At 30.7% G+C, this 21,298-nt stretch carries 18 protein-coding genes; 2 read left to right on the plus strand and 16 right to left on the minus strand.

What is annotated here, in order from left to right:
- Positions 1-20: 20 nt before the first annotated feature.
- Positions 21-1,022 carry a phosphate acetyltransferase gene (gene pta, locus PHQ99_01585; protein MDD4288271.1) on the minus strand — a complete coding sequence of 334 codons (1,002 nt, stop codon included), beginning with the start codon at positions 1,020-1,022 and terminating at the stop codon, positions 21-23.
- A 95-nt stretch (positions 1,023-1,117) separates the two neighbouring features.
- Here pta and PHQ99_01590 point away from each other — a divergent pair, with 95 nt between their 5' ends.
- A complete protein-coding gene (locus PHQ99_01590; GenBank protein ID MDD4288272.1) occupies positions 1,118-2,419 on the plus strand; it encodes a nucleotidyltransferase in 1,302 nt (433 codons plus the stop codon).
- Positions 2,420-2,437: 18 nt separating this feature from the next.
- On the opposite strand, the gene coaD is transcribed toward PHQ99_01590, so the two are convergent.
- Positions 2,438-2,920, minus strand: coding sequence for a pantetheine-phosphate adenylyltransferase (gene coaD, locus PHQ99_01595; GenBank protein ID MDD4288273.1), 483 nt, complete (start codon positions 2,918-2,920; stop codon positions 2,438-2,440).
- Entirely contained in the window at positions 2,913-3,545 is a 633-nt protein-coding gene (gene rsmD / locus PHQ99_01600) for a 16S rRNA (guanine(966)-N(2))-methyltransferase RsmD (protein MDD4288274.1), read from the minus strand. The genes coaD and rsmD overlap by 8 nt, the downstream gene beginning before the upstream one ends.
- Positions 3,546-3,628: 83 nt before the next feature.
- On the opposite strand from rsmD, the gene rpmB reads away from it, so the two are divergent.
- Positions 3,629-3,817, plus strand: coding sequence for a 50S ribosomal protein L28 (gene rpmB / locus PHQ99_01605; protein MDD4288275.1), 189 nt, complete (start codon positions 3,629-3,631; stop codon positions 3,815-3,817).
- A 135-nt stretch (positions 3,818-3,952) separates the two neighbouring features.
- On the opposite strand, the gene PHQ99_01610 is transcribed toward rpmB, so the two are convergent.
- The 13 genes from PHQ99_01610 to glyQ all read right to left on the minus strand — a co-directional run bounded on the left by PHQ99_01610 (position 3,953) and on the right by glyQ (position 21,237).
- Positions 3,953-4,804, minus strand: coding sequence for a 4-hydroxy-3-methylbut-2-enyl diphosphate reductase (locus tag PHQ99_01610; GenBank protein MDD4288276.1), 852 nt, complete (start codon positions 4,802-4,804; stop codon positions 3,953-3,955).
- 1 nt (position 4,805) lies between these two features.
- Positions 4,806-5,495, minus strand: a complete 690-nt coding sequence (gene cmk, locus PHQ99_01615) for a (d)CMP kinase (protein MDD4288277.1) — start codon at positions 5,493-5,495, stop codon at positions 4,806-4,808.
- An 11-nt stretch (positions 5,496-5,506) separates the two neighbouring features.
- Positions 5,507-6,232: a pseudouridine synthase gene (locus PHQ99_01620; GenBank protein ID MDD4288278.1), complete on the minus strand. Its 726-nt coding sequence runs from the start codon at positions 6,230-6,232 to the stop codon at positions 5,507-5,509.
- Positions 6,195-6,707, minus strand: a complete 513-nt coding sequence (gene scpB / locus PHQ99_01625) for an SMC-Scp complex subunit ScpB (protein MDD4288279.1) — start codon at positions 6,705-6,707, stop codon at positions 6,195-6,197. Before scpB ends, PHQ99_01620 begins: the two co-directional genes overlap by 38 nt.
- A gap of 17 nt (positions 6,708-6,724) precedes the next feature.
- On the minus strand, positions 6,725-7,501 hold the full coding sequence (locus PHQ99_01630) for a segregation/condensation protein A (protein MDD4288280.1): 777 nt from the start codon (positions 7,499-7,501) through the stop codon (positions 6,725-6,727).
- A complete protein-coding gene (trpS, locus tag PHQ99_01635) occupies positions 7,498-8,487 on the minus strand; it encodes a tryptophan--tRNA ligase (protein MDD4288281.1) in 990 nt (329 codons plus the stop codon). The genes PHQ99_01630 and trpS overlap by 4 nt, the downstream gene beginning before the upstream one ends.
- 78 nt (positions 8,488-8,565) lie before the next feature.
- Positions 8,566-9,216, minus strand: a complete 651-nt coding sequence (locus PHQ99_01640; protein MDD4288282.1) for a site-2 protease family protein — start codon at positions 9,214-9,216, stop codon at positions 8,566-8,568.
- A gap of 8 nt (positions 9,217-9,224) precedes the next feature.
- Positions 9,225-11,864, minus strand: coding sequence for a CBS domain-containing protein (locus PHQ99_01645; protein MDD4288283.1), 2,640 nt, complete (start codon positions 11,862-11,864; stop codon positions 9,225-9,227).
- A 74-nt stretch (positions 11,865-11,938) separates the two neighbouring features.
- Complete coding sequence (locus tag PHQ99_01650) at positions 11,939-13,267, minus strand: thymidine phosphorylase (GenBank protein ID MDD4288284.1); 1,329 nt, start codon at positions 13,265-13,267, stop codon at positions 11,939-11,941.
- Positions 13,268-13,337: 70 nt separating this feature from the next.
- Complete coding sequence (locus PHQ99_01655; protein ID MDD4288285.1) at positions 13,338-15,302, minus strand: sodium-translocating pyrophosphatase; 1,965 nt, start codon at positions 15,300-15,302, stop codon at positions 13,338-13,340.
- A 213-nt stretch (positions 15,303-15,515) separates the two neighbouring features.
- Entirely contained in the window at positions 15,516-18,155 is a 2,640-nt protein-coding gene (gene ppdK, locus PHQ99_01660; protein MDD4288286.1) for a pyruvate, phosphate dikinase, read from the minus strand.
- A 94-nt stretch (positions 18,156-18,249) separates the two neighbouring features.
- Positions 18,250-20,361 carry a glycine--tRNA ligase subunit beta gene (gene glyS / locus PHQ99_01665; protein MDD4288287.1) on the minus strand — a complete coding sequence of 704 codons (2,112 nt, stop codon included), beginning with the start codon at positions 20,359-20,361 and terminating at the stop codon, positions 18,250-18,252.
- A 3-nt stretch (positions 20,362-20,364) separates the two neighbouring features.
- On the minus strand, positions 20,365-21,237 hold the full coding sequence (gene glyQ / locus PHQ99_01670) for a glycine--tRNA ligase subunit alpha (protein ID MDD4288288.1): 873 nt from the start codon (positions 21,235-21,237) through the stop codon (positions 20,365-20,367).
- Positions 21,238-21,298: the final 61 nt, after the last annotated feature.

The raw sequence follows: 21,298 nt of genomic DNA on the forward strand, positions 1-21,298 counted from the left end.
TTTATTAATATTATATTTCTTTAAATACCTTTTGCCTGTAGAGCTGTTACTGCAACAACATCTGCTATTTCGGAAGGAGTACACCCTCTGGATAAGTCATTTACCGGTTTACGCATACCCTGGGATATTGGCCCTATCACCTCTGCTTTTGCCAGTCTTTGCACTAATTTATATGCTATATTTGCTGCTTGCAAATCTGGAAAAATAAGAACATTTGCTTCACCTGCTATCTTACTTTCGGGGGATTTCCTCTTTCCAATTTCAGGAACTAATGCTGCATCTGCCTGAAGTTCTCCATCAATTTTCAACTCAGGAGATTTTTTCTTTGCAATTTCAGTAGCTTGAATTACCTTATCCACAAGCGGGTGTTTTGCACTTCCTTTTGTTGAGAATGAGAGCATTGCAACTTTTGGCTCTATTCCCATTAATACCCTGGCGGTATTTGCGCTGGCAATTGCAATATCAGCTAATTCCTCAGCATTGGGCTCTGGAAATAAAGCACAATCAGCAAATAACATAGCTCCATTTTCTCCAAAAGGACAATCAGGTACTATTAAAATAAAGGAACTTGATACAATTTTCACTTTTTCAGATGTTTTAATTGTTTGTAAGGCAGGTCTAAAAACATCCCCTGTTGCATTCACTGAACCAGCTACAAGGCCATCTGCATCATCATGGTATACCATTAACGCTGCATAATATAGTGGGTTTTTTAACAATTCCCTGGCTTTATCTAATGAAACTCCTTTATTTTTTCTTAAGTTGTAATAGGTTTGAGCATATTTCTCTAAATTATCAGAGTGTTCGGGATCAATAATTTCAATCTCATCCGGGAAGTTAATATTATTTTTTCTGGCTAAATCTTTTATCTTGCTTTCTTTTCCCAGAAAAACAAGTTTTGCGAACTTTTCATTGTAAACTATTTGTGCAGCTTCAACCATCCTGATTTCTTCTCCTTCAGGCAAAACAATTGTCTTGACGCTCTCTTTCGCTTTTTCTCTAATATTTTTTGAAATATTCATATTACTGTAAATCTCCTCCCAAATAATTGTTTTAAGAATTTTGGTAAAATAATGTATAATTATAGCATAATTTTTAACTTTTTACGAGGAAACACATGGAAACATTAGGCATTATAGCTGAGTATAATCCTTTTCATAATGGCCATCTTTATAATTTACAAAAGGCAAAAGAATTAAGCGGGGCAAAATATACAATAGCAATAATGGGTGGTAACTTTTTGCAAAGAGGAGAGCCTGCTTTATTTGACAAATGGGTTAGAACAAAGATGGCATTATTATCCGGTATTGACCTGGTAGTCGAATTGCCTTTTGTTTTTGCCAGTCAGGATGCAAAGATTTTTGCTCATTCAGGAATTCGTCTTTTAAATGCGTTAGGTATTGTAGATTATATTTCCTTTGGTTGTGAAGAAAGCCGAATTGATTTTCTAATTAAGATTGCCGAACTAATCAGGCAAGAACCTCCTTTTATACAACGAATGCTAAAATGTGGTGTTAAAAACGGTTATAACTACCCCAAAAGTAGAGAAAAAGCGATCTTGGATTATTGTCAAAAATTTGACACAATAATCAAAGAAATACCTTTAATCCGGATTAAAGAAATACTACAGGAACCTAATAACATTTTAGCTTTAGAGTATTTAATATCATTAAATAATACAAAAAGCTTGATAAAACCTGTACCTGTTAAACGTATTGGTTCAAGCTATTCAAAAAAATCCCTGGAAGGTAAATATTCCAGTGCTACTGCAATAAGGGAAAGAATCTTTGATAACATTAACAATTGTAATCCAAATCTCTTAGATGGTTTAGAGTCAATTATACCCGACACATCTTTTCAGGTTATATCATCTCTACTTTCCAAAGGAATCAATCCTGTTAATCTATCAACTTTTGAACAGTCTATTCTGTATCAATTGAGAAAATTAAAACTTGTCGAAATTAAAAAAATACATGGTATTAAAGAAGGATTAGAAAATAGATTGAAGGAGGCAGCAATTTTGTCAACCGATATTGAAGGGTTAATTCAAAGGACCAAAAGCAAGCGATTCACACGAACAAGAATACAGAGAATATTAATACATTCACTGATGTCATTAACTCAAAAAGAAGTGGCTACTTTTAATAAATCTGGACCACTATATTGTCGTATACTCGGCTTGAACAAATATGGAAAAATTATTATAAACAAACTCAAGTTAAAATCTGAATTACCAATAATTATGAGACCAAAACAATTCAACCTGAAAAATAGTAGTAACAGCAGAGATACTATTGCTAAAATGATGTTAGAATACGATATACTGGCTACAAATTTATATGTATTGGGATACAATTCTAAAGAGCTAAAAATAGGTGGCCAGGATTATACTAATAGAATAATTATCTTAGACTATTAAAATTATGATTCCCTTTTTTTATTTTATTCTAAATTTCTCCTTTAGTTTTTCTGCAACATATTCGGGTACTAAATCTCGAATACATCCATTAAATGATGCTATTTCTTTTACAATGCTTGAATTCAAATAAGAGTACTCAGTACTTGTTACCATAAATATTGTTTCAATCTCTGGTGCCATTTTTTTATTAATTAAGGCAAATTGTGATTCATATTCAAAATCTGATATTGCTCTCATCCCCCTAATTATAACATTTGCTTTATTTGCACGCACACATTCAATTAATAAACCATTGAATAGTTGAACTTCAATCCCGTCTAAATCCTTCACAGCATTTATTATCATATCCCGTTTTTCTTCAATCGAAAAAAAAGATTTCTTTCGAGCATTTTCTGCAATCACAACAACTACTTTATCAAAAATATTGCTAGCCCTTTTAATAATATCAAGGTGCCCATTTGTAATTGGATCAAAACTTCCTGGATAAATTGCCTTAATCATTATTTTCCCCTTTTTTAAATTGTTTATTGTAACTAAATATTGTAACTTTTGTTTTGCCATATCTTTTTTCTTTAATAGTTTGAATTCTTGAAAAATTGTTTTGCATTTTTTCATGAATTTGATATTGTGCTATGATTATTGAATTATTTTTTAACAAAGAACTTCTGTCAATTTCACTTAAAGTCTTTTGTAATAAATCTTTATTATATGGCGGATCTAAAAAGATAATATCATATTTTTTTTGTTGCTCGTTTAAAAACTTTAATGAATAGATATAATCATTTTTAACAATAGTAGCAGTTTCTTTCTCTCCTATCTTTGTTAAATTTGTATTTATCAGTTCTATTGCATTTCTGTTTCTTTCAACAAAAGTAACACTTTTTGCTCCTCTGCTGATAGCTTCAATTCCAATTGCTCCTGTTCCAGCAAATAAATCCAAAAAATCAGAATCAACAACTTTAAACCCAATAATATCAAAAATTGCTTCTCTTACTTTACTCGGAGTTGGCCTGATGAGTTTTCCCGGGATGGTGTTTAAGGTAAATCCCCTATATTTTCCTGCTATTATTCTCATAACTAAATAACCTTTTTTTAGATTTTTAAATACATAGAAATAATTCTTTATATAATTGCTTGATTATTAATACTTAATTATGATAAAATAAAATCTGTGATTTTTCAAGATTAAAGAAGTCGGAGGAACTTAGTATGGCAAAATGCGATGTATGTGGTAAAGCTCCACTATTTGGAAAACAAATCAGCCATTCACATAAGTTAAGTAATCGAAAGTGGTCTGTAAATATTCAAAAAGTAAGAGTAAAAGTAGACAATACAGTTAAAAAGTTAAATGTTTGCACTAAATGTCTTAAATCTGGACGAGTACAAAAAAATGGCTAATTAAAAATAATTTTTTATTAATTTTTAAAAAGAAGGTTATTTTTATTTTTTTTTAAAATATAATCTTCTTTTTTTATTTTACCGTATTTGCGCTTATCATTATTTGTTATGATAGACAGATAAAAGGAATAATAATTATTGTGGTATCTTCTTAATTCTTCTAATAACAGATTCTGTTACATAATCCGGTGTTGATGCCCCACTGGTAACACCTATTTTTTGTATTCCTTTGAACCAGGCTTCTTCTATATTATTCTCACTTTCGATATGATAGGTTTTTACTCCTATTTTTCTACTAATCTGTGCCAAGCGAGCAGTATTTGCACTATTTAAACCACCTACAACTATAATTATATCCACTTTTTTTGCCAGTTCACTAACTGCGCTTTGTCTGAGGGTAGTTGAATTACATATTGTTCTAAAAATTCTTAATTCCTCTACTTTATCTATCATTTTAATTGCAATTTTATTAAAGTCGTTTGTGTTTTTAGTTGTTTGAGAAACTAAAGCAACTTTTTTATTGCCTGCCAACAAAAAATCTTTTATTTCATCAATAGATTGGATAACTGCTGTATTATTAGTATTGTAACTTAATAAACTTTTTATTTCAGGGTGATCCAAATCTCCAAATATTGCAATATGGTAATTTTCTTTCCTCAAAAGTTTTGTAATCTCATGTAATTTTTTTACATAAGGACAAGTTGTATCAATTAGTTTTATATTGCGGCTTTCCGCAATTTTCTTTTCGTGTAGAGAAATACCATGTGCTCTGGATATTAAATATGCATTGTACGGTACCTGGGTAACTTCATTTACTATTTTTACTCCCTTTTCTGTAAATTCTTTAATTACCTGAGGATTATGAATTATTTCTCCAAGCATATATATGCCATTATTTTTTATTTCTTTTATTGCCCTGTCTGCTTTGTTGACAGCCCTTTTTACACCAAAACAAAAGCCCATATTCCTTGCCTTTATAATTTCCAAATTACACACTCTCCTGACTTTTAACATTTTCTAACATCAGGTTAATTACTTCTTCAATACTTTTATCCGATGTATCTACAATAATAGCATCTTCAGGAATTGTTAATGGGGCAAACTTTCTTTTGCTATCTATCTGATCCCTTTTTTTAATTTCTGATTTTACCTCATCTATGGTAACATTAAATCCTTTTTCTTTAAGCTCTTTATATCTTCTATCTGTTCTGGTTTTCTCATTTGCAATCAGGTAAAATTTTAAATCAGCATTTGGTAGAATCACTGATCCAATATCTCTTCCTTCCATTACTATTGATTTATTTTCAGCCAGCAGACGCTGAAGAGGAATCAGATTTTTACGTACTGTAAAATGTCGGGCTACCAGTGACACTTTTTTATCTATATCAGGACTGTGTATTTGTTTTTTAATATAGCTATCTTCTTGAAATATGAACTCTAAATTATCCCTGTTAACTATTAACTCTTCTACAATTTTTTTTGATAAATTATCCATTAATTCCGGGCTATTTACATTTAACTTATTTTTAATTGCACAATAAGTTACATATCGATAAAGATCTCCTGTATTAATATAATTATAACTTATTTTCATAGCCAGTATTCTTGCTATTGTGCTTTTTCCGGAACCTGCAGGTCCATCAATTGTTATAGTTATTCCTTTTTTTTTATATTTCAATTTTTAACCTTTTATATTTCAATTTTCTTTATTTTTTTAATCTCATTCGGAGTAAGATATCTGTATTTTCCTGTTTCTAAATTCTCAATAGTCAAGAATCCTATTTTTATTCTTTTTAATCTTACTACATTAAATCCAATATATGAAAGCATTCTTCTGATTTGCCTTTTTTTACCCTCATGAATTGTTATTTGCAATATAGAATTATCTTTATTTTTTCTAAGAATTATAGATTTGCATGGACTTGTAGTAAAATTCTCTGTAAGCGGTATACCTTTCTCCAGTTGTAATAAATCATTTTGGCTAGGATATCCTTTTATTTTAACCACATAGATTTTTTGAACACTTTTTTTAGGATGAGTCAAATGGTGAATAAGATCTCCATCATTTGTTAAAAAAACAAGCCCTTCTGATAGATAGTCAAGCCGTCCTGCATAATTTACTTTTGTTTTAATGTCCTTTAATAAATCATATATGGTTGGTCTTCCAAAAGGGTCATGTCGTGTACAAAGGTATCCTCTTGGTTTATTTAAAATTATGTAAATATTTTTTTGTTTTTTCTTGATTACTTTATCATTTACTTTTATTATATCAATTGCCGGGTCAATTTTCGTACCAAGTTTTGTCACAACTATGTTGTTTACTTTTATCTGCCCCTGTACAATTAAATCTTCACTTTTTCTTCTTGAATCAATACCGTTATTGGCTAAGTACTTTTGTAATCTTACTTTCATCATCACCAATTCCCAACTGCTCAATAGGAGGTAAATCTGAAATGCTTTTCAACCCAAAATGTAGCAAAAATTTTTCTGTTACTCTGTATAATAATGGATTTCCCGGCATTTTCTTTCTCCCACAAATCTTTATAAAATCATGTTTTAACATATTAAGCAATATACTACTGGAGTTTACTCCTCTTATTTTTTCTATTTCCATACGTGTTGCCGGTTGGTTATATGCAATTATTGCTAAAGTTTCAATAGATGCTTTAGACAATATATATTTTTTTTCATTATTATACAATTTCTTAACCCACTGGGAATAATCCGGTTTAGTAGCAAATGAAAACCCCCTGGCAACCTCTTGAATAAAAAATGGTCGATCATTTTCCAGATATTCACCCTTAAGCTCATCAATTATCAGTTTTATCTCTTTACTTTCTTTACCGGTAATTTCTTTAATTTTCTTTATTGGTATAGGTTTATTTGACAAAAAAAGTAGTACTTCAATTATTCTTTTCCAATTATTTTGTGATTTATTTTCTTCTTTGCTAATTTCCTATCATCCTTTCTATAAAATATAATATCTCCAAAATTTATAGATTGTCTATAATATACTTTACCCTGGCATATTAATTCTAATAAAGCTAAAAATGTCACAATTATTTCTATTTTTGTATAATTATTGGCAATCAATTTATAAAAAGATAATTTTCCATTATTATGTTTAAAGCTATTTTCAATCTCAGCAATTTTTTGGACAATATTGTATTCCCTTTTTTTTATATTGATAGTTTTATATTCTTTTTTTCGAGATAATACAGCTTCAATTGCTAAAATTAAGTCAGAATATTCATTCTGTTTGAATCTTTCTTCTTGCTCTATCTTTGGATCCAGGTACGTTAAATAAATATCTTTTTGTTTGTTTTCCCTATCTTCAAGTATTTTAACTAAGGAGTGGTATTTTTGATATTCAACCCAAAGTTCTTCGTTGGATATACTATTTTCAATGTCATTTTCTGTATCTTCCATGTCATTGTTAACCGGTAATAACAAGTTAGACTTCCAAAGTATTAGATTTGAAATAGAAACAAGAAAATCAGCAACAATATCTATATTTATTCCCTTTGCCGGTGTTAAAATAATATATTTTAAATACTCCTCAATTATTTCTAATAAAGAAATTTCGTTTGGGTCAATTTCATTGTTTTTTGCTTTATAGAATAATTGCTCTACTGAAATACCGTATTGTTCTATTTTTACATTGTTTACTTCATTTTTTTTCATGCATAGTCTATTTTCATAGCCTTTCGAACATCGATTAAAGTCTGCCTGGTTACCTTTCTAGCATCCTGACTCCCTTTCATTAATATTTCCCAGACTAATTTAGGATTATTTTCATAATAATGTCTTTTTTCCCGAAAAGATTGAAAGGTATTAACTAAAACTTCTGCCAATCTTTTCTTACATGCCACACACCCCAATTTAGCATTTCTACAATCTTTTTCAATATTTTTTATCTCGTCCTGGTTAAAAATATCATGATATCTAAAAACTACACATACTTTGGGATGTCCGGGATCGGACAATCTTATTTTTTTTGGGTCTGTAATCATTGAAAGAACTTTAGTTTTTATATCTTCTGGCTTATCAGATAGAGTAATATCATTTTTCAAACTCTTACTCATTTTTTTTCCATCAGTCCCAGGTATTCTGGGAGTATGTGACAGTTTTAGCTTTGGAATTGGAAATACAGGACTATAAAGATTATTAAAACGCCTGGCTATTTCACGAGCTAATTCAACATGGGGTGACTGGTCTTCCCCTACCGGTACAGCATTAGACTTATAAATTAATATATCAGAAGCCATCAATACTGGATAGCCAAGAAGACCATATCCCATATTATCTTTTAGATTAAGATCACGAACCTGCTCCTTTAGTACAGGGTTTCTTTCCAGCCATGCTAATGGTGTAATCATTGATAATAATAAATGAAGTTCGGCATGCTCCGGAACTTGGGACTGTATTAATATAGTGCTTTTATCAGGATCAATTCCAGCACTTAGCCAGTCTGTAACCATTTCTATCATATTTTCCTTAATATCTGATGTATCCTCATAACCTGTTGTAAGTGCGTGCCAATCTACTACTCCAAAATAGCACTTGTAATTATTTTGTAGTTTAACCCAATTTTTAAGTGCTCCATAATAATTACCTATATGCAGTCTCCCAGTGGGCCTCATTCCGCTAAAAATAATGCCTTCTTTCATTTATATTTTTGCCTCCTTTGTATGCAAATTATTTTATTTAAAAATTAATTATATATAATGATTTTTATCTTTCTTTGATTATGTTAAAAAACGAAAGATGTAAAAAGCAATTGGAAATATTACTTTCCCAATAATACCAGTCCAAATCAGCATTAATAAAATTAACATCCCGTAAGTACTATTTATTTTAGAATATATCTTTGCCCATTTTATTGGTAAAATACCAATTGCAATATGATGACCATCCAGAGGTGGTACTGGTATTAAATTGAAAAATGCCAGGACTAAGTTAATCAAAATTCCTGTTTGTAAAAAAATAATCCATCCCCTTATAAGGGTTAATACAAGATTTGGTATATTACCAAGTGCACTATAAATAATATTTTGTAAAAATAAATTATTAATCCGGTAAATGATGGAAAATAAAAAAGCTATTAAAATATTTGATATTGGGCCAGCTAAAGAAACCTTTATCATGTCTTTTCTGGGATTTCTTAAGTTTCCATAATTAACCGGAACGGGCTTTGCCCATCCAATTCTAAACATAATCAACATTATTGTTCCTATTGGATCCAAATGCGCTATAGGATTTAACGTTAATCTTCCCGCTAATTTTGCCGTAGGATCTCCATAATAATAAGCAGCAAATCCGTGAGCATATTCATGAAAGGTTATAGCTATTAATACAGCAGGTATACTCCATATAATTTCAAAAATATTATTTATCATAATATATATTAAACAATCCCTTTTTCTATAATTTTTTTGACAAAATCCAACTCATCATCCTTATTCTTTAAAATACCATTTAGCTGGAGGTATAATATCAGTTTTAATATTTTAGCATAAATCGGGTTGGGTCTCATACCAATTTTGATTAAATCATTCCCCGTTATATAAGTAGATGTATATTTATAAATATCCAGGTAATCTTTAATTCTTTTAATTATTGTTTCATTATTATAGTTTTCTAAAAATAGAATAAATAATAATTCATTATTAATACTTTTTAGATAATAATAGATATTGCTTGGCAATGTTTTCTTATCTTTCAAAATAGAAACAATTAATTCTTTCTCATCAATAATATTTTCTAATATTTTTATATTTTTACTATTTAACTCAATTTTCTTTGTAATGTTCTTTATTCCTATATCTGAGAGTTTCAGTAAATAATATATATATATCATACTTTTATTAATGATTTCTTTTGGGAATCTTTCATGCCATCTAATTAGTATTTCTTCTACTTCTTCCAATCTTTTTACCAAATCATCGCTCAGTGAAAATTTTGGTATTATTCCAGAAAGAACTCCCAACTCATCCATTCTTTTAAGAACTTTTACTGGTTTTTTTTCATGTAATAATATAAAAAATTCCTCGCTTAGTCTTTTTTTCCTAATCTTAGATAGCAAACCTTCTTTTATTGCTTTTTTTAAAAATTTTTCAGTTGATTGTTCAATTGTAAAATCATACCTTTGTTCAAATCGAATCGCTCTTATTATTCTAGCCGGGTCCTCAGTAAAACTAAGACTATATAAAATCCTTATTTTTTTTGACTCTAAATCTCTTTTACCGCCAAAAAAATCAAGCAATCTTGCAAACTTATCTTCATTTAATTGTATAGCCATAGCATTTATAGTAAAATCCCTTCTATATAAATCCTTTTTTATAGAAGCAAATTCAACCTTTGGCAATGCAGCAGGAAACTCATAGAATTCTCTTCTTGCCGATGCAAAATCAATTTTTAGTCCACTTGGTAAAACAACAACAGCCGTTTTAAACTTTTGATGTGACCTTATTTTTCCTTTTAATTTATTACTAAAATAGCGGGCAAATTTTAAAGCATCTTCTTCAATGACAATATCAAGATCTAAACTTGGTATTCCTAAGAATAAGTCTCTTACAATACCCCCCACCATAAAAACAGAATAACCTAATTCATCACCTGTTTTTCCTATGTAATACAAAATCTCAAGTATGTCCCTGGGAAAATATTTTTGAATCAGGTTTTTAATATTCTCTTTTCTTAAATTATAGTGTCCATTATTATTTTCATATATTGTATATGATTCTCTATTGATATCTTTTTCCCCATAAAGACTTCTGATTAAGTCTGTTCTTGTAATAATTCCTTCCAATTTTCCGTCTTTACTTAAAACCAGTACCCTTCCAACATCATATCTAATCATTAATTCCTGTATCTCTAATATCGGGGTATCTAAATTTACACTAATAATATTTTCTGACATATAAATATCTATGGTTTCATTTTCATAATGATGATGATTAGCTTTATAAATTTCCTGACGGGTAATAATGCCAACCAGTTTATTTTTATCCATTACAGGAAAGCCATTGTGTCCATAGCGCAACATAATCTTAGAAGCTTCTTCTATAGTTGTATTAACATCTAAACTTTTCACTGGACTGGTCATGATATCTTTCGCTATTGTTTCAATTTTTATATAATTATTTAGTGTTTTTTTTATTTTGTCTTCAACTTCCGATAGGGATATCTTTCTTACTACTGCTGATGCAGCTTGAGAATGCCCACCACCACCAATACTTTTCATTACGTCTCCAACATTTACATTTGCTCTATTGCTCCTGCTAACAACATAAACCCTGTTTTTCATTTGAACTAAAACAAAAATTATGTCACTGTTTAGAATTTCAAGCAATTTGTGTGTAACGAGGGCTAACCCCTCTATATATTCTTTTGTTTTACTTTTTGCAAAAACTACACTGATTCCTTTAAAATAAATTTCCTGAGAACTTGAAATCAATTGGTTTAAAAGTTTCTTTTGTTGTATATTCAAACCTGTGTTTGTAAATTTATTAACAGTCCTTAAATTGACACCAATCGAAAAAAGATACCCTAATACATCTATATCTTCTTTAGTAGTTGTGGAAAAACTCAAAGAGCCGGTATCTTCATAAATTCCCAGAGCAAATATTGTTGATTCTAAAGATGTTATTGGTATTTTCTTTTTGATTATTAACTGTAATAATATTGTGGTTGTCGCGCCAACCTGTTTTATGATGTTATTTTTTGAAACAATATCATTATCAGAGGCTGGATGATGATCATAAATTCTTATTTTTATATTTTTTTTATTTAATAATAATTCAAACGGTCCGATTCTATCTTTTTGTCTTGTATCTACAATAATAATTTCGGAAATATTATCCATATCAATATGCTTTAAAGAAGATATATTCAAAGTATTCCCATATAGCGAAAGGAACTTTCGAACATTTTCCTCTATTGCCCCTGGAAAAACAACTACAGAATCAGAATATATTTTTTTTGCAGCAATCATGGAGGCAAGACAATCGAAATCTGCACTTGTATGACCAATGATTACCTTCATAACACTCTTCCATTTTAAATATTATTTTTTTTATAACACCATAATATTAAATAATATAATCTTTAATGATTATATTAGTAAAATATTTTAAAACCTTTTTTATCGATAGTAGCCAGTATTAAAGGCTTTTTTACCGGTTTCTCATCAGAAACGGAAAATGCATTTTTGACTATATTGTGTGCTACAAGACTTTTTCTCTCATCATTATAATACAATGTTGCAAAGTTTTGTTTTAAACTAATATAGTCTCCCTCTTTTTTATTAAGTACTATACCAACTGCTAAATCTATTTTATCATCCTTTTTTTCTCTTCCAGCACCAAGGATCATTGAAGCTTTTCCAATCTTATAGGCATCTATTGATTTAATATATCCCTTCTTTTCAGAATATACTTTTCTTTGATATTTTGTCTTTGAAAGTAAGCATGTATCATCTATCTGTTTAATGTCACCCATTTGCATTTTGACTATCTGCTTTAGCTTCTCTAAAGCTTGACCATTTTCTATTTTATTCTTTAATATTTCAATACCTTCCGGGCAACTACTTACAATTCCACCAGCAATTAGCATATGAGATCCGATAAATAAACATATTTCCTTTAAATCTTCCGGTCCTTTATTCTTAAGTAGATTAATTGCCTCCTCTACTTCGAGAGAATTCCCCACTGAATAACCTAACGGCTGATTCATTGATGATATAATGACAAATGTATCCTTATTATTTTTTTTCCCAATATTTGACATTATTTCCCCTAATAATATTGCGTCATCGATTTTTTTTAAAAACGCCCCTTTGCCAACAGTTACATTTAACACAATTGCATCTGCACCACCTGCAATTTTTTTACTCATAATACTACTTGCTATAAGAGGTATACTATCAATTGTACCTGTAACATCCCTTAAAGAATATATTTTTTTATCGGCTGGCACAATATTGTTACTAGCGTTTATAATTGAGGCATTTATTTTTCTGACATTTTCTATGAACTTACTGATTTTAAGGTTAGTTTGGAATCCACTAATTGATTCCAACTTATCAATGGTTCCACCGGTATGACCTAATCCACGACCGGATATTTTTGGAAAAGGTACACCGGCAGACCCAATCAATGGTAATAATGCTAAAGTTGTTTTGTCCCCTACTCCACCTGTGCTATGTTTATCAACTTTTATTCCAGGAATTTTATTTAAGTCTAATATTTTTCCGGACTCAGCCATGATCATCGTTAAATCATTTGTTTCCCGCTCAGATAACCCATTAAACCAGATAGCCATGAGAATTGATGATATTTGATATTCTGGTATTATACCTTTAATATGACCATTTATAACATACTCTAATTCAAATGCTGTTAATTCTTTTTTATTCTTTTTTTTATTAATAATATCAATTATATTCAAAATAAAGTTTTAGTTTTATAATCTATTTTCTTAATTTTATTAATATATTTCATGTTAATACTTTCTAATATTATAAGAATAACGGTATAAAAACTAAAGCCACTATGGACATTACTTTAATTAATATATTCATGGATGGTCCTGCTGTATCTTTAAACGGATCACCAACTGTATCACCAATAACTCCTGCTTGGTGAGCAGGAGAGTTTTTACCGCCAAAATTACCTTTTTCAATATATTTTTTTGCATTATCCCAGGCACCACCTGAATTAGCCATCATGATAGCTAAAAATACACCCACAACTACAGATCCCAGCAATAGTCCACCCAGTGCTTCCGGTCCTAACAAAACACCAACTAAAATAGGAGCTATTATTGCGATTAATCCTGGTATAATCATTTCTTTTAATGCGCCTTTTGTACTAATATCGACGCATTTCTCAGGTTCAGGTTTTGAAGTACCTTCCTTTAAGCCGGGAATTTCTTTGAATTGTCTTCTGACTTCTGCAATCATTAGTGATGCAGTTTTACCCACTGCTTCAATTGTCATAGAAGCAAAAAGAAAAGGCAATATCGCCCCAAGGAAAATACCAATCATAACCATGGGATTTGTAATACTAATAACACTTAGCTCCACAGATTTACTATATGCCGTAAATAGTGCCAGGGCTGTTAATGCTGCTGAACCAATTGCAAATCCTTTACCAATTGCTGCAGTGGTATTCCCAACAGCATCCAGGGAATCAGTAATCTCTCTTACTTCCGGTTTTAACCCGGCCATTTCAGCTATACCACCTGCATTGTCTGCAATTGGGCCATAAGAGTCTACTGATACAGTCATTCCTACAATGGAAAGCATTCCCACTGCTGCTACAGAAATACCATATAATCCGGCAAAATAATGAGAAATATAAATTGCCAAACATATTATAATTATAGGTAATGCGGTACTTTTTAGTCCCACAGCAAATCCTTCCAAAATCGTCGTAGCAGGTCCAGTCAGAGAGGCTTCAGCTATCTTTTTAACAGGAGAATAATCATATGAAGTGTAATATTCTGTAATTAAACCAATAACTACTCCGGCAACTAACCCGGAAACTGTAGCAAAAAATATAGTTATAGAATTAAATAACATATAAGATAAACCTAATGATGCAATTAATACTAATGCTCCACTAATATAGGTTCCTGAATTTAATGCTTTATGAATACTCTGATCATCTTTTGGAGAAATAAAAAAAGTTGCAATAATTACTGAAATAATGCCGCAAGCTGCAAGAATTAATGGGTATATAACATAATTAACTGAGTCATGCAGAATAACCCCCAAAATCATACAAGACAAAATAGAGCCTACAAATGATTCAAATAAGTCTGCACCCATTCCTGCCACATCTCCTACATTATCTCCCACATTATCTGCAATAACAGCAGGATTTCTTGGGTCATCTTCGGGTATTCCTGCTTCTACCTTACCAACTAAATCTGCACCAACATCTGCAGCTTTTGTGTATATTCCTCCACCTACTCTTGCAAATAATGCAATTGAACTTGCACCTAAGGCAAATCCGTTAATAAGATTTGGGTCTTCAAAAAAGTAATACAGAGCCCCCAATCCTATTAAACCAAAACCTGCTACTGATAAACCCATAACAGCACCTCCGGAGAAAGCAATTTTTAGTGCCTTTGCCATTCCTGATTCCTGGGCTGCAAATGTAGTTCTTGTGTTTGCTTTAGTGGCTATTTTCATACCAATATATCCTGCTAAGGCAGAGCAAGCTGCCCCTAGAATAAAAGAAATACCGGTTATTCCCCCTCTAACCCAAAAAATAATAATAGCAATTATTGCAACAAAAAATATTAAAATTGAGTATTCCCTTTTGAGAAATGTCATAGCACCTTTCTCGATAGAGCCTGATAGTTGTTGCATTAAATCATTTCCCGGTTTTTCTGAAACCACATTTTTTGCAAGCACCATAGCATAAAATAATGAAATTAAACCACTTACAATAATCATTAGCTTTATTACAGTCATTTTTTTTAACTCCTTTATTTAACTAATAAAAATATACTTTTAATCTTTAATTGATAATATTATTGACTATTTTATACACATATAATACTTTATATTCCTATATTAACTACTAAATTACAAGGTGGCTTCCTTTTTAAAATTAATGGAAACCACCTTGTATTTACAATTATTACATAACTAATATATTTTTAATGCTATATTAATTTTTCAGTTTTATTCTTTTAACACAGCATGAGCAGCAGATAGTCTGGCTATTGGAACTCTAAATGTAGAGCAGCTTACATAATTCAATCCTACTTTATGGCAAAATTCAACTGAGCTTGGTTCTCCCCCATGTTCACCACATATACCTACTTCTAAATCAGGTCTTGTTTTTCTTCCCAATTCTGTTCCGGTTCTTACTAATTTTCCAACTCCATCGACATCCAATACTTCAAAAGGATTTTCTTTTAAAATTCCCTCTTCAACGTATTTTAATAAAAATTTCCCTTCTGCATCATCCCTGCTTATACCAAAAGTTGTTTGGGTTAAGTCATTAGTTCCAAATGAGAAAAATTCCGCATATTCTGCAATTTCATCGGCTGTTAATGCAGCTCTGGGTAACTCAATCATGGTTCCCACTTTATATTCAAGTTTTACGTTTTTATCCTTAATAATCTTCTCAGCAATTTGTTTTGTTTTGTTGTAAATAGGTTTCAACTCATTGATATGGCCAATTAAAGGAATCATTATTTCTGGTTTTATATTTATACCATTATCCTGCAATTCTACACTGGCTTCGATAATAGCCCTCACTTGCATCTCATAAATTTCAGGATATAACAAACCTAAGCGACAACCTCTCAATCCAAGCATAGGATTCATTTCCTGTAACATCCTTATTCTTTCAAGAATTTTTTCCTGTTTGTCGAGTTCTGCCTTATTTTGTGGTTTTTCTAATCTTAATTTTGTAACATTTACTAATGTTTCTTCAAAATTAGGTAAAAATTCATGTAAAGGGGGATCTAGTAAGCGAATAATAACCGGTAACCCTTGCATTGCTTTTAATATACCTAAAAAGTCGCTTTTTTGCATTGGAAGCAATTTGTCTAATTGTTCCTGTCTTGCTTTTTTCGTATCAGAAATAATCATAGCCTGTACAATTGGAAGTCTCTCAGGTGCCATAAACATGTGCTCTGTTCTGCATAAACCAATACCTTCAGCACCCAGATCTCTAGCTTTTTGAGCATCTTCAGGTGTATCAGCATTAGCATATACACCAAGTTTTCTGATTTCATCAGCCCAGGAAAGGAGTAATTTAAATTCTTCACTCATTTTCGGCTCTATCATCGGAACTTTACCTTTATAAACATTTCCAGTTCCACCATCTATTGTAATATATTCACCCTTTTTAACAACTTGATCATTTTTGATAGTAAATATCCCTTTTCCGGAATTTATAGCAATATCGCTGCATCCTGCTACACATGGCATACCCATACCTCTTGCTACAACTGCTGCATGGCTTGTCATACCCCCACGACTTGTTAAAGTTCCTTTAGATGCAACCATTCCATGAATATCATCCGGGGTTGTTTCAGTTCTGACTAATATAACATCTTCACCATTTCCCCCCATTTCTTCAGCTTCATCAGCTGTAAAAACAACTTTACCACTTGCTGCCCCTGGTGAAGCAGGTAATCCTTTTGCTATAACCGTAATATCTGCTTCCGGATCAATTCTTCTATGTAGTAATTGATTAAGCTGAATTGGTTCAATTCTCATCACGGCTGTTTCTTTATTAATTATTCCCTCTTTAACCATATCAACTGCAATTTTTAATGCAGCTTGCGTAGTACGTTTACCTGTTCTGGTTTGTAATAGATACAGTTTATTCTTTTCAATTGTAAATTCATAATCCTGTACATCTTTATAATTATTTTCCAATATTTTTACAGTTTTTATTAATTCATCATATACTTTTGGCATATCATTTTTTAATTCATCTAAATGTTTTGGTGTTCTAATGCCAGCTACAACATCTTCTCCCTGTGCATTTAATAAATATTCACCATAATTTTCTTTTTCACCAGTTGAAGGATTTCTGGTAAATCCAACACCAGTGCCTGAATCGTAACCCATATTTCCAAATACCATTTCCTGTACATTAACTGCTGTCCCTAAATCATCAGGTATTTTATTGATTTTACGATAAGTTATTGCACGCTTATTATCCCATGAGCTGAATACTGCTTCTATAGCCATATTTAACTGTTGTTTAGGATTATCCGGAAATTCTCTTCCAGTTTCTTTTTTAACCAACTCTTTATACTTTCTAACAATTTCTTTTAAACCCTCAGTATCGATATCGGCATCAATTTCTACTTTCTGCTTTTCCTTAATCATCTCCAGTATTTCTTCAAAAAATTCACTCTTTATTCCCATTACAACATTTCCAAACATCTGTATGAATCTTCTGTAGCTATCATATGCAAATCTTTCATCTTTTGTTTTGCTGATAATTCCCTGAATTGTGTTTTCATTCAATCCAAGGTTTAGAATTGTATCCATCATACCAGGCATTGAAATTGCTGCTCCTGAACGAACTGAAACTAATAATGGGTTTTCTGGGTCTCCAAAAATTTTACCAGCGTTTTTTTCTAATGTTTTTAGGTTTTTATCGATTTGTTCAAGTAATCCTTCTGGAAATTTATTATCGTTTGTATATTCGATGCAAGCCTCTGAAGTAATTGTAAAACCTTTGGGAACTGGTATTCCCATTTTAGTCATCTCAGCTAAATTGGCACCTTTACCACCTAATAATTTTTTCATGTCTTTATTTCCTTCATCGAAGAAATAAACGTATTTTTTCATTTTTATTTTTCTCCTCTCTTATAGCAATCATAAAAATAAATATTTTTATAATAAAAATATTAAATATAATTGTTAAAAAGTATATTAGGATTATTTATCCCTTGGCAAGAGCAATCTTGGATAAATCAGCAACTACACAATACATGTCTGTAATGTTTTTCAATAAAGCTAAACGGTTCTTCTTTATTTCTTCATCTTTATCCATTACCAATACATTATCAAAAAATATATCAATTGATTCAGTAATAGATTCTAAAGTATCGAAAATCTCTCTATAATTTTTTTTATCCAATGCTTTCTTGATATTATCATTAGTTTTTATATAATTCTCATATAATATTTTTTCTTCTACTTCTTTAAATATTGATTGATTAATCTTATAATACTCTGTATTTTTTGAAAGATTGTAAGTTCGAGTAGCTGCAGTAATAATTCTATTAAACTTGGGTAGTTTATAAATACCTTGAATTGCTTCTATTCTTAAAAATGCATCAATTACATTATTTGGCTTTAACAATAAAACAGCATCTACAATATCATAATTATATCCCTTTTCAATAAAAAGATATCTTAATCTTTGTAGAATAAACTCTTTTATTTTTAATTTCAATTCTTCGATATTAATGTTTATACTAAAGGAATCATTACTTAATAAAAGATTAATATTATGGTTAATTATTTCATCAAAAGATATATTTATATTATTAGAAAGTAATATATTAATAATACCCAGAGATTGTCTTCTCAATGCATATGGGTCCTGAGATCCATCAGGAATATTGTTATTAACAAAACAAGATGTAATATTATCTAGTTTGTCAGCAATGCTAAGAATAGTACCATAAATTGTATTTGGTAAACTATCATCAGAAAACCTTGGTAAGTAATGTTCAAAAATAGCATCAGCTACTGCCCTGTCTTCTCCTTGCAAAATAGCATATTCTTTCCCCATAATCCCCTGCAGTTCAGGGAATTCTTTTACCATTTCTGAAACTAAATCTGACTTGCATAATTGCGCCGATCTTTTCAAAATTTTAACTGATTCCCGGTCTAATTTCATTTTATTTCCTATTATCTCACTTAGCGCTATTATCCTTTCAACTTTATCGTACATGGAGCCTATGTTTTCCTGATAAATTACATCTTTTAACTTTTCAAAAAAATTATCTAATGGTTTTAGTTTATTATTAGAAACTCTTTGGTCTTCCTGGTAAAAGAATTTGGCGTCTTCCAGCCGAGCCTTTAAAACTCTTTCATTTCCTTGAATTATACTATTTTTGTAGGTACTTTTGTTGCCATTTATTACAACAAAGAAAAATGGTAGCAATCCATCTTTTTTTGAATAAACAGGAAAATATTTTTGATGTTTTATCATTACTGCTTCTAATACTTCAGGCGGGAGTTTGAGATAACTTTCATCATATTTACCCAACAGGACTCTTGGATATTCTACTAAATTTTTAACTTCATCCATTAACTTTTCATCTATATAGTCTTTTCCTGATATTTTCTTGGTGTTATTATTTATTTGCTTGAGAATAATTTTCTTTCTTTTTTCGGGATCTATTATTACGAAACATGTTTCCATTATTTTTGAATATGCTTCAGCGGAATATATTTTTACCGGTTTTGGGTGGAGAAGTCTATGTCCGTAAGAAATACAATCAGATTTTATATTCTCTAATTCAAAGGGAACGATTTTATCATCCAATAACGCCACCATCCATCTAATTGGCCTGATAAAACGAAAAGAATTATTACCCCATCTCATTGATTTGGAAAAGTTTAATCCATTAATGAGATTTAAACATAACTTTGGTAATAGTGTTTCAGTCTTTTTCCCTTCAATATTCTTTTCAACAAATAAATAATCACCTTTTTCAGTACTTTCTGCTATTAATTCTTCAACTTTTACATGGTTTGCATTAGCAAACTTAATTGCCGGTTTTAAGGGAGAACCGTTACTGTCAAATGATATATTTTTTGAAGGACCTTTTATTTTTTTAGATATATCTCTTTGTTTAGATTTTATATTATCAATATATATTGATAATCTTCTTGGTGTACCAAATGTCTGGACATTCCCGTGATCAATATTTAATTCCTTTAAATCTTTTATGGCAATATTTTTTAAATCAACTATTGCCTTATCTATGTAAATAGGAGGTATCTCTTCAACTCCTATTTCTAAAATAAATGTATGCATTTATCAATCCTCTTTTAATAGCGGAAATCCTATTATTTCTCTTTGTTCAATATAATGTTGTGCACATAGCTTGGCTAATTCTCTTACTCTTGCTATATATCCGGTTCTTTCAGTCACACTTATTGCCCCCCTAGCTTCTAAAAGGTTAAATGTGTGTGAACATTTTAATGTATAATCATATGCTGGTATTGGTAACTTTTTCACTGCTAATCGCTTTGCTTCTTTTTCATAAACTTTAAATAAAGAAAAAAGCATTTTTACATCAGCTTCTTCGAAATTATATTTTGATTGTTCGACTTCGACTTGATGCTGGATTTCTCTATAGGTTATATCTTTATTCCACAATAAATCATAAATATTGTCTTTCTGCTGCACTACCATTGCAAGTCTTTCAATCCCATAAGTAATCTCAATAGATATTGGCTCTAAGTCTATACCACCAGCTTGCTGAAAATAAGTGAATTGAGTTATCTCCAAGCCATCTAATACAACTTCCCATCCTAAACCCCAGGCTCCTAAAGTTGGTGCTTCCCAATCACCTTCCATAAATCTGATATCATGTTCTCTTCTTAAGATTCCTATTTTTTCAAGGCTTTCTAAATACCAATCCTGTATATTAGCGGGTGACGGTTTTATAATTACCTGAAACTGAAAATGCTGCTGAACTCTATTGGGATTTTCACCATATCGTCCATCAGATGGTCTACGGGAAGGTTCAACATAAGCTGTTTTCCAGGGTTCTGGACCTAAAACCCTTAAAAATGTCGCAGGGTTCATTGTTCCAGCTCCAACCTCAGTGTCATATGGAGTTAAGATAATACACCCTTTTTCGCTCCAAAACTTTTCTAAATTAAAAATTGTTTCTTGAATATTCAATACATTCATCCTTTTTTATAAACAAAATCCCTCTCCAGTTTACCTTTGAATAGCTTCGATT

It is taken from the genome of Atribacterota bacterium (assembly GCA_028703475.1).
Classification (GTDB): Bacteria; Atribacterota; Phoenicimicrobiia; order Phoenicimicrobiales; family Stramentimicrobiaceae; genus JAQVMU01.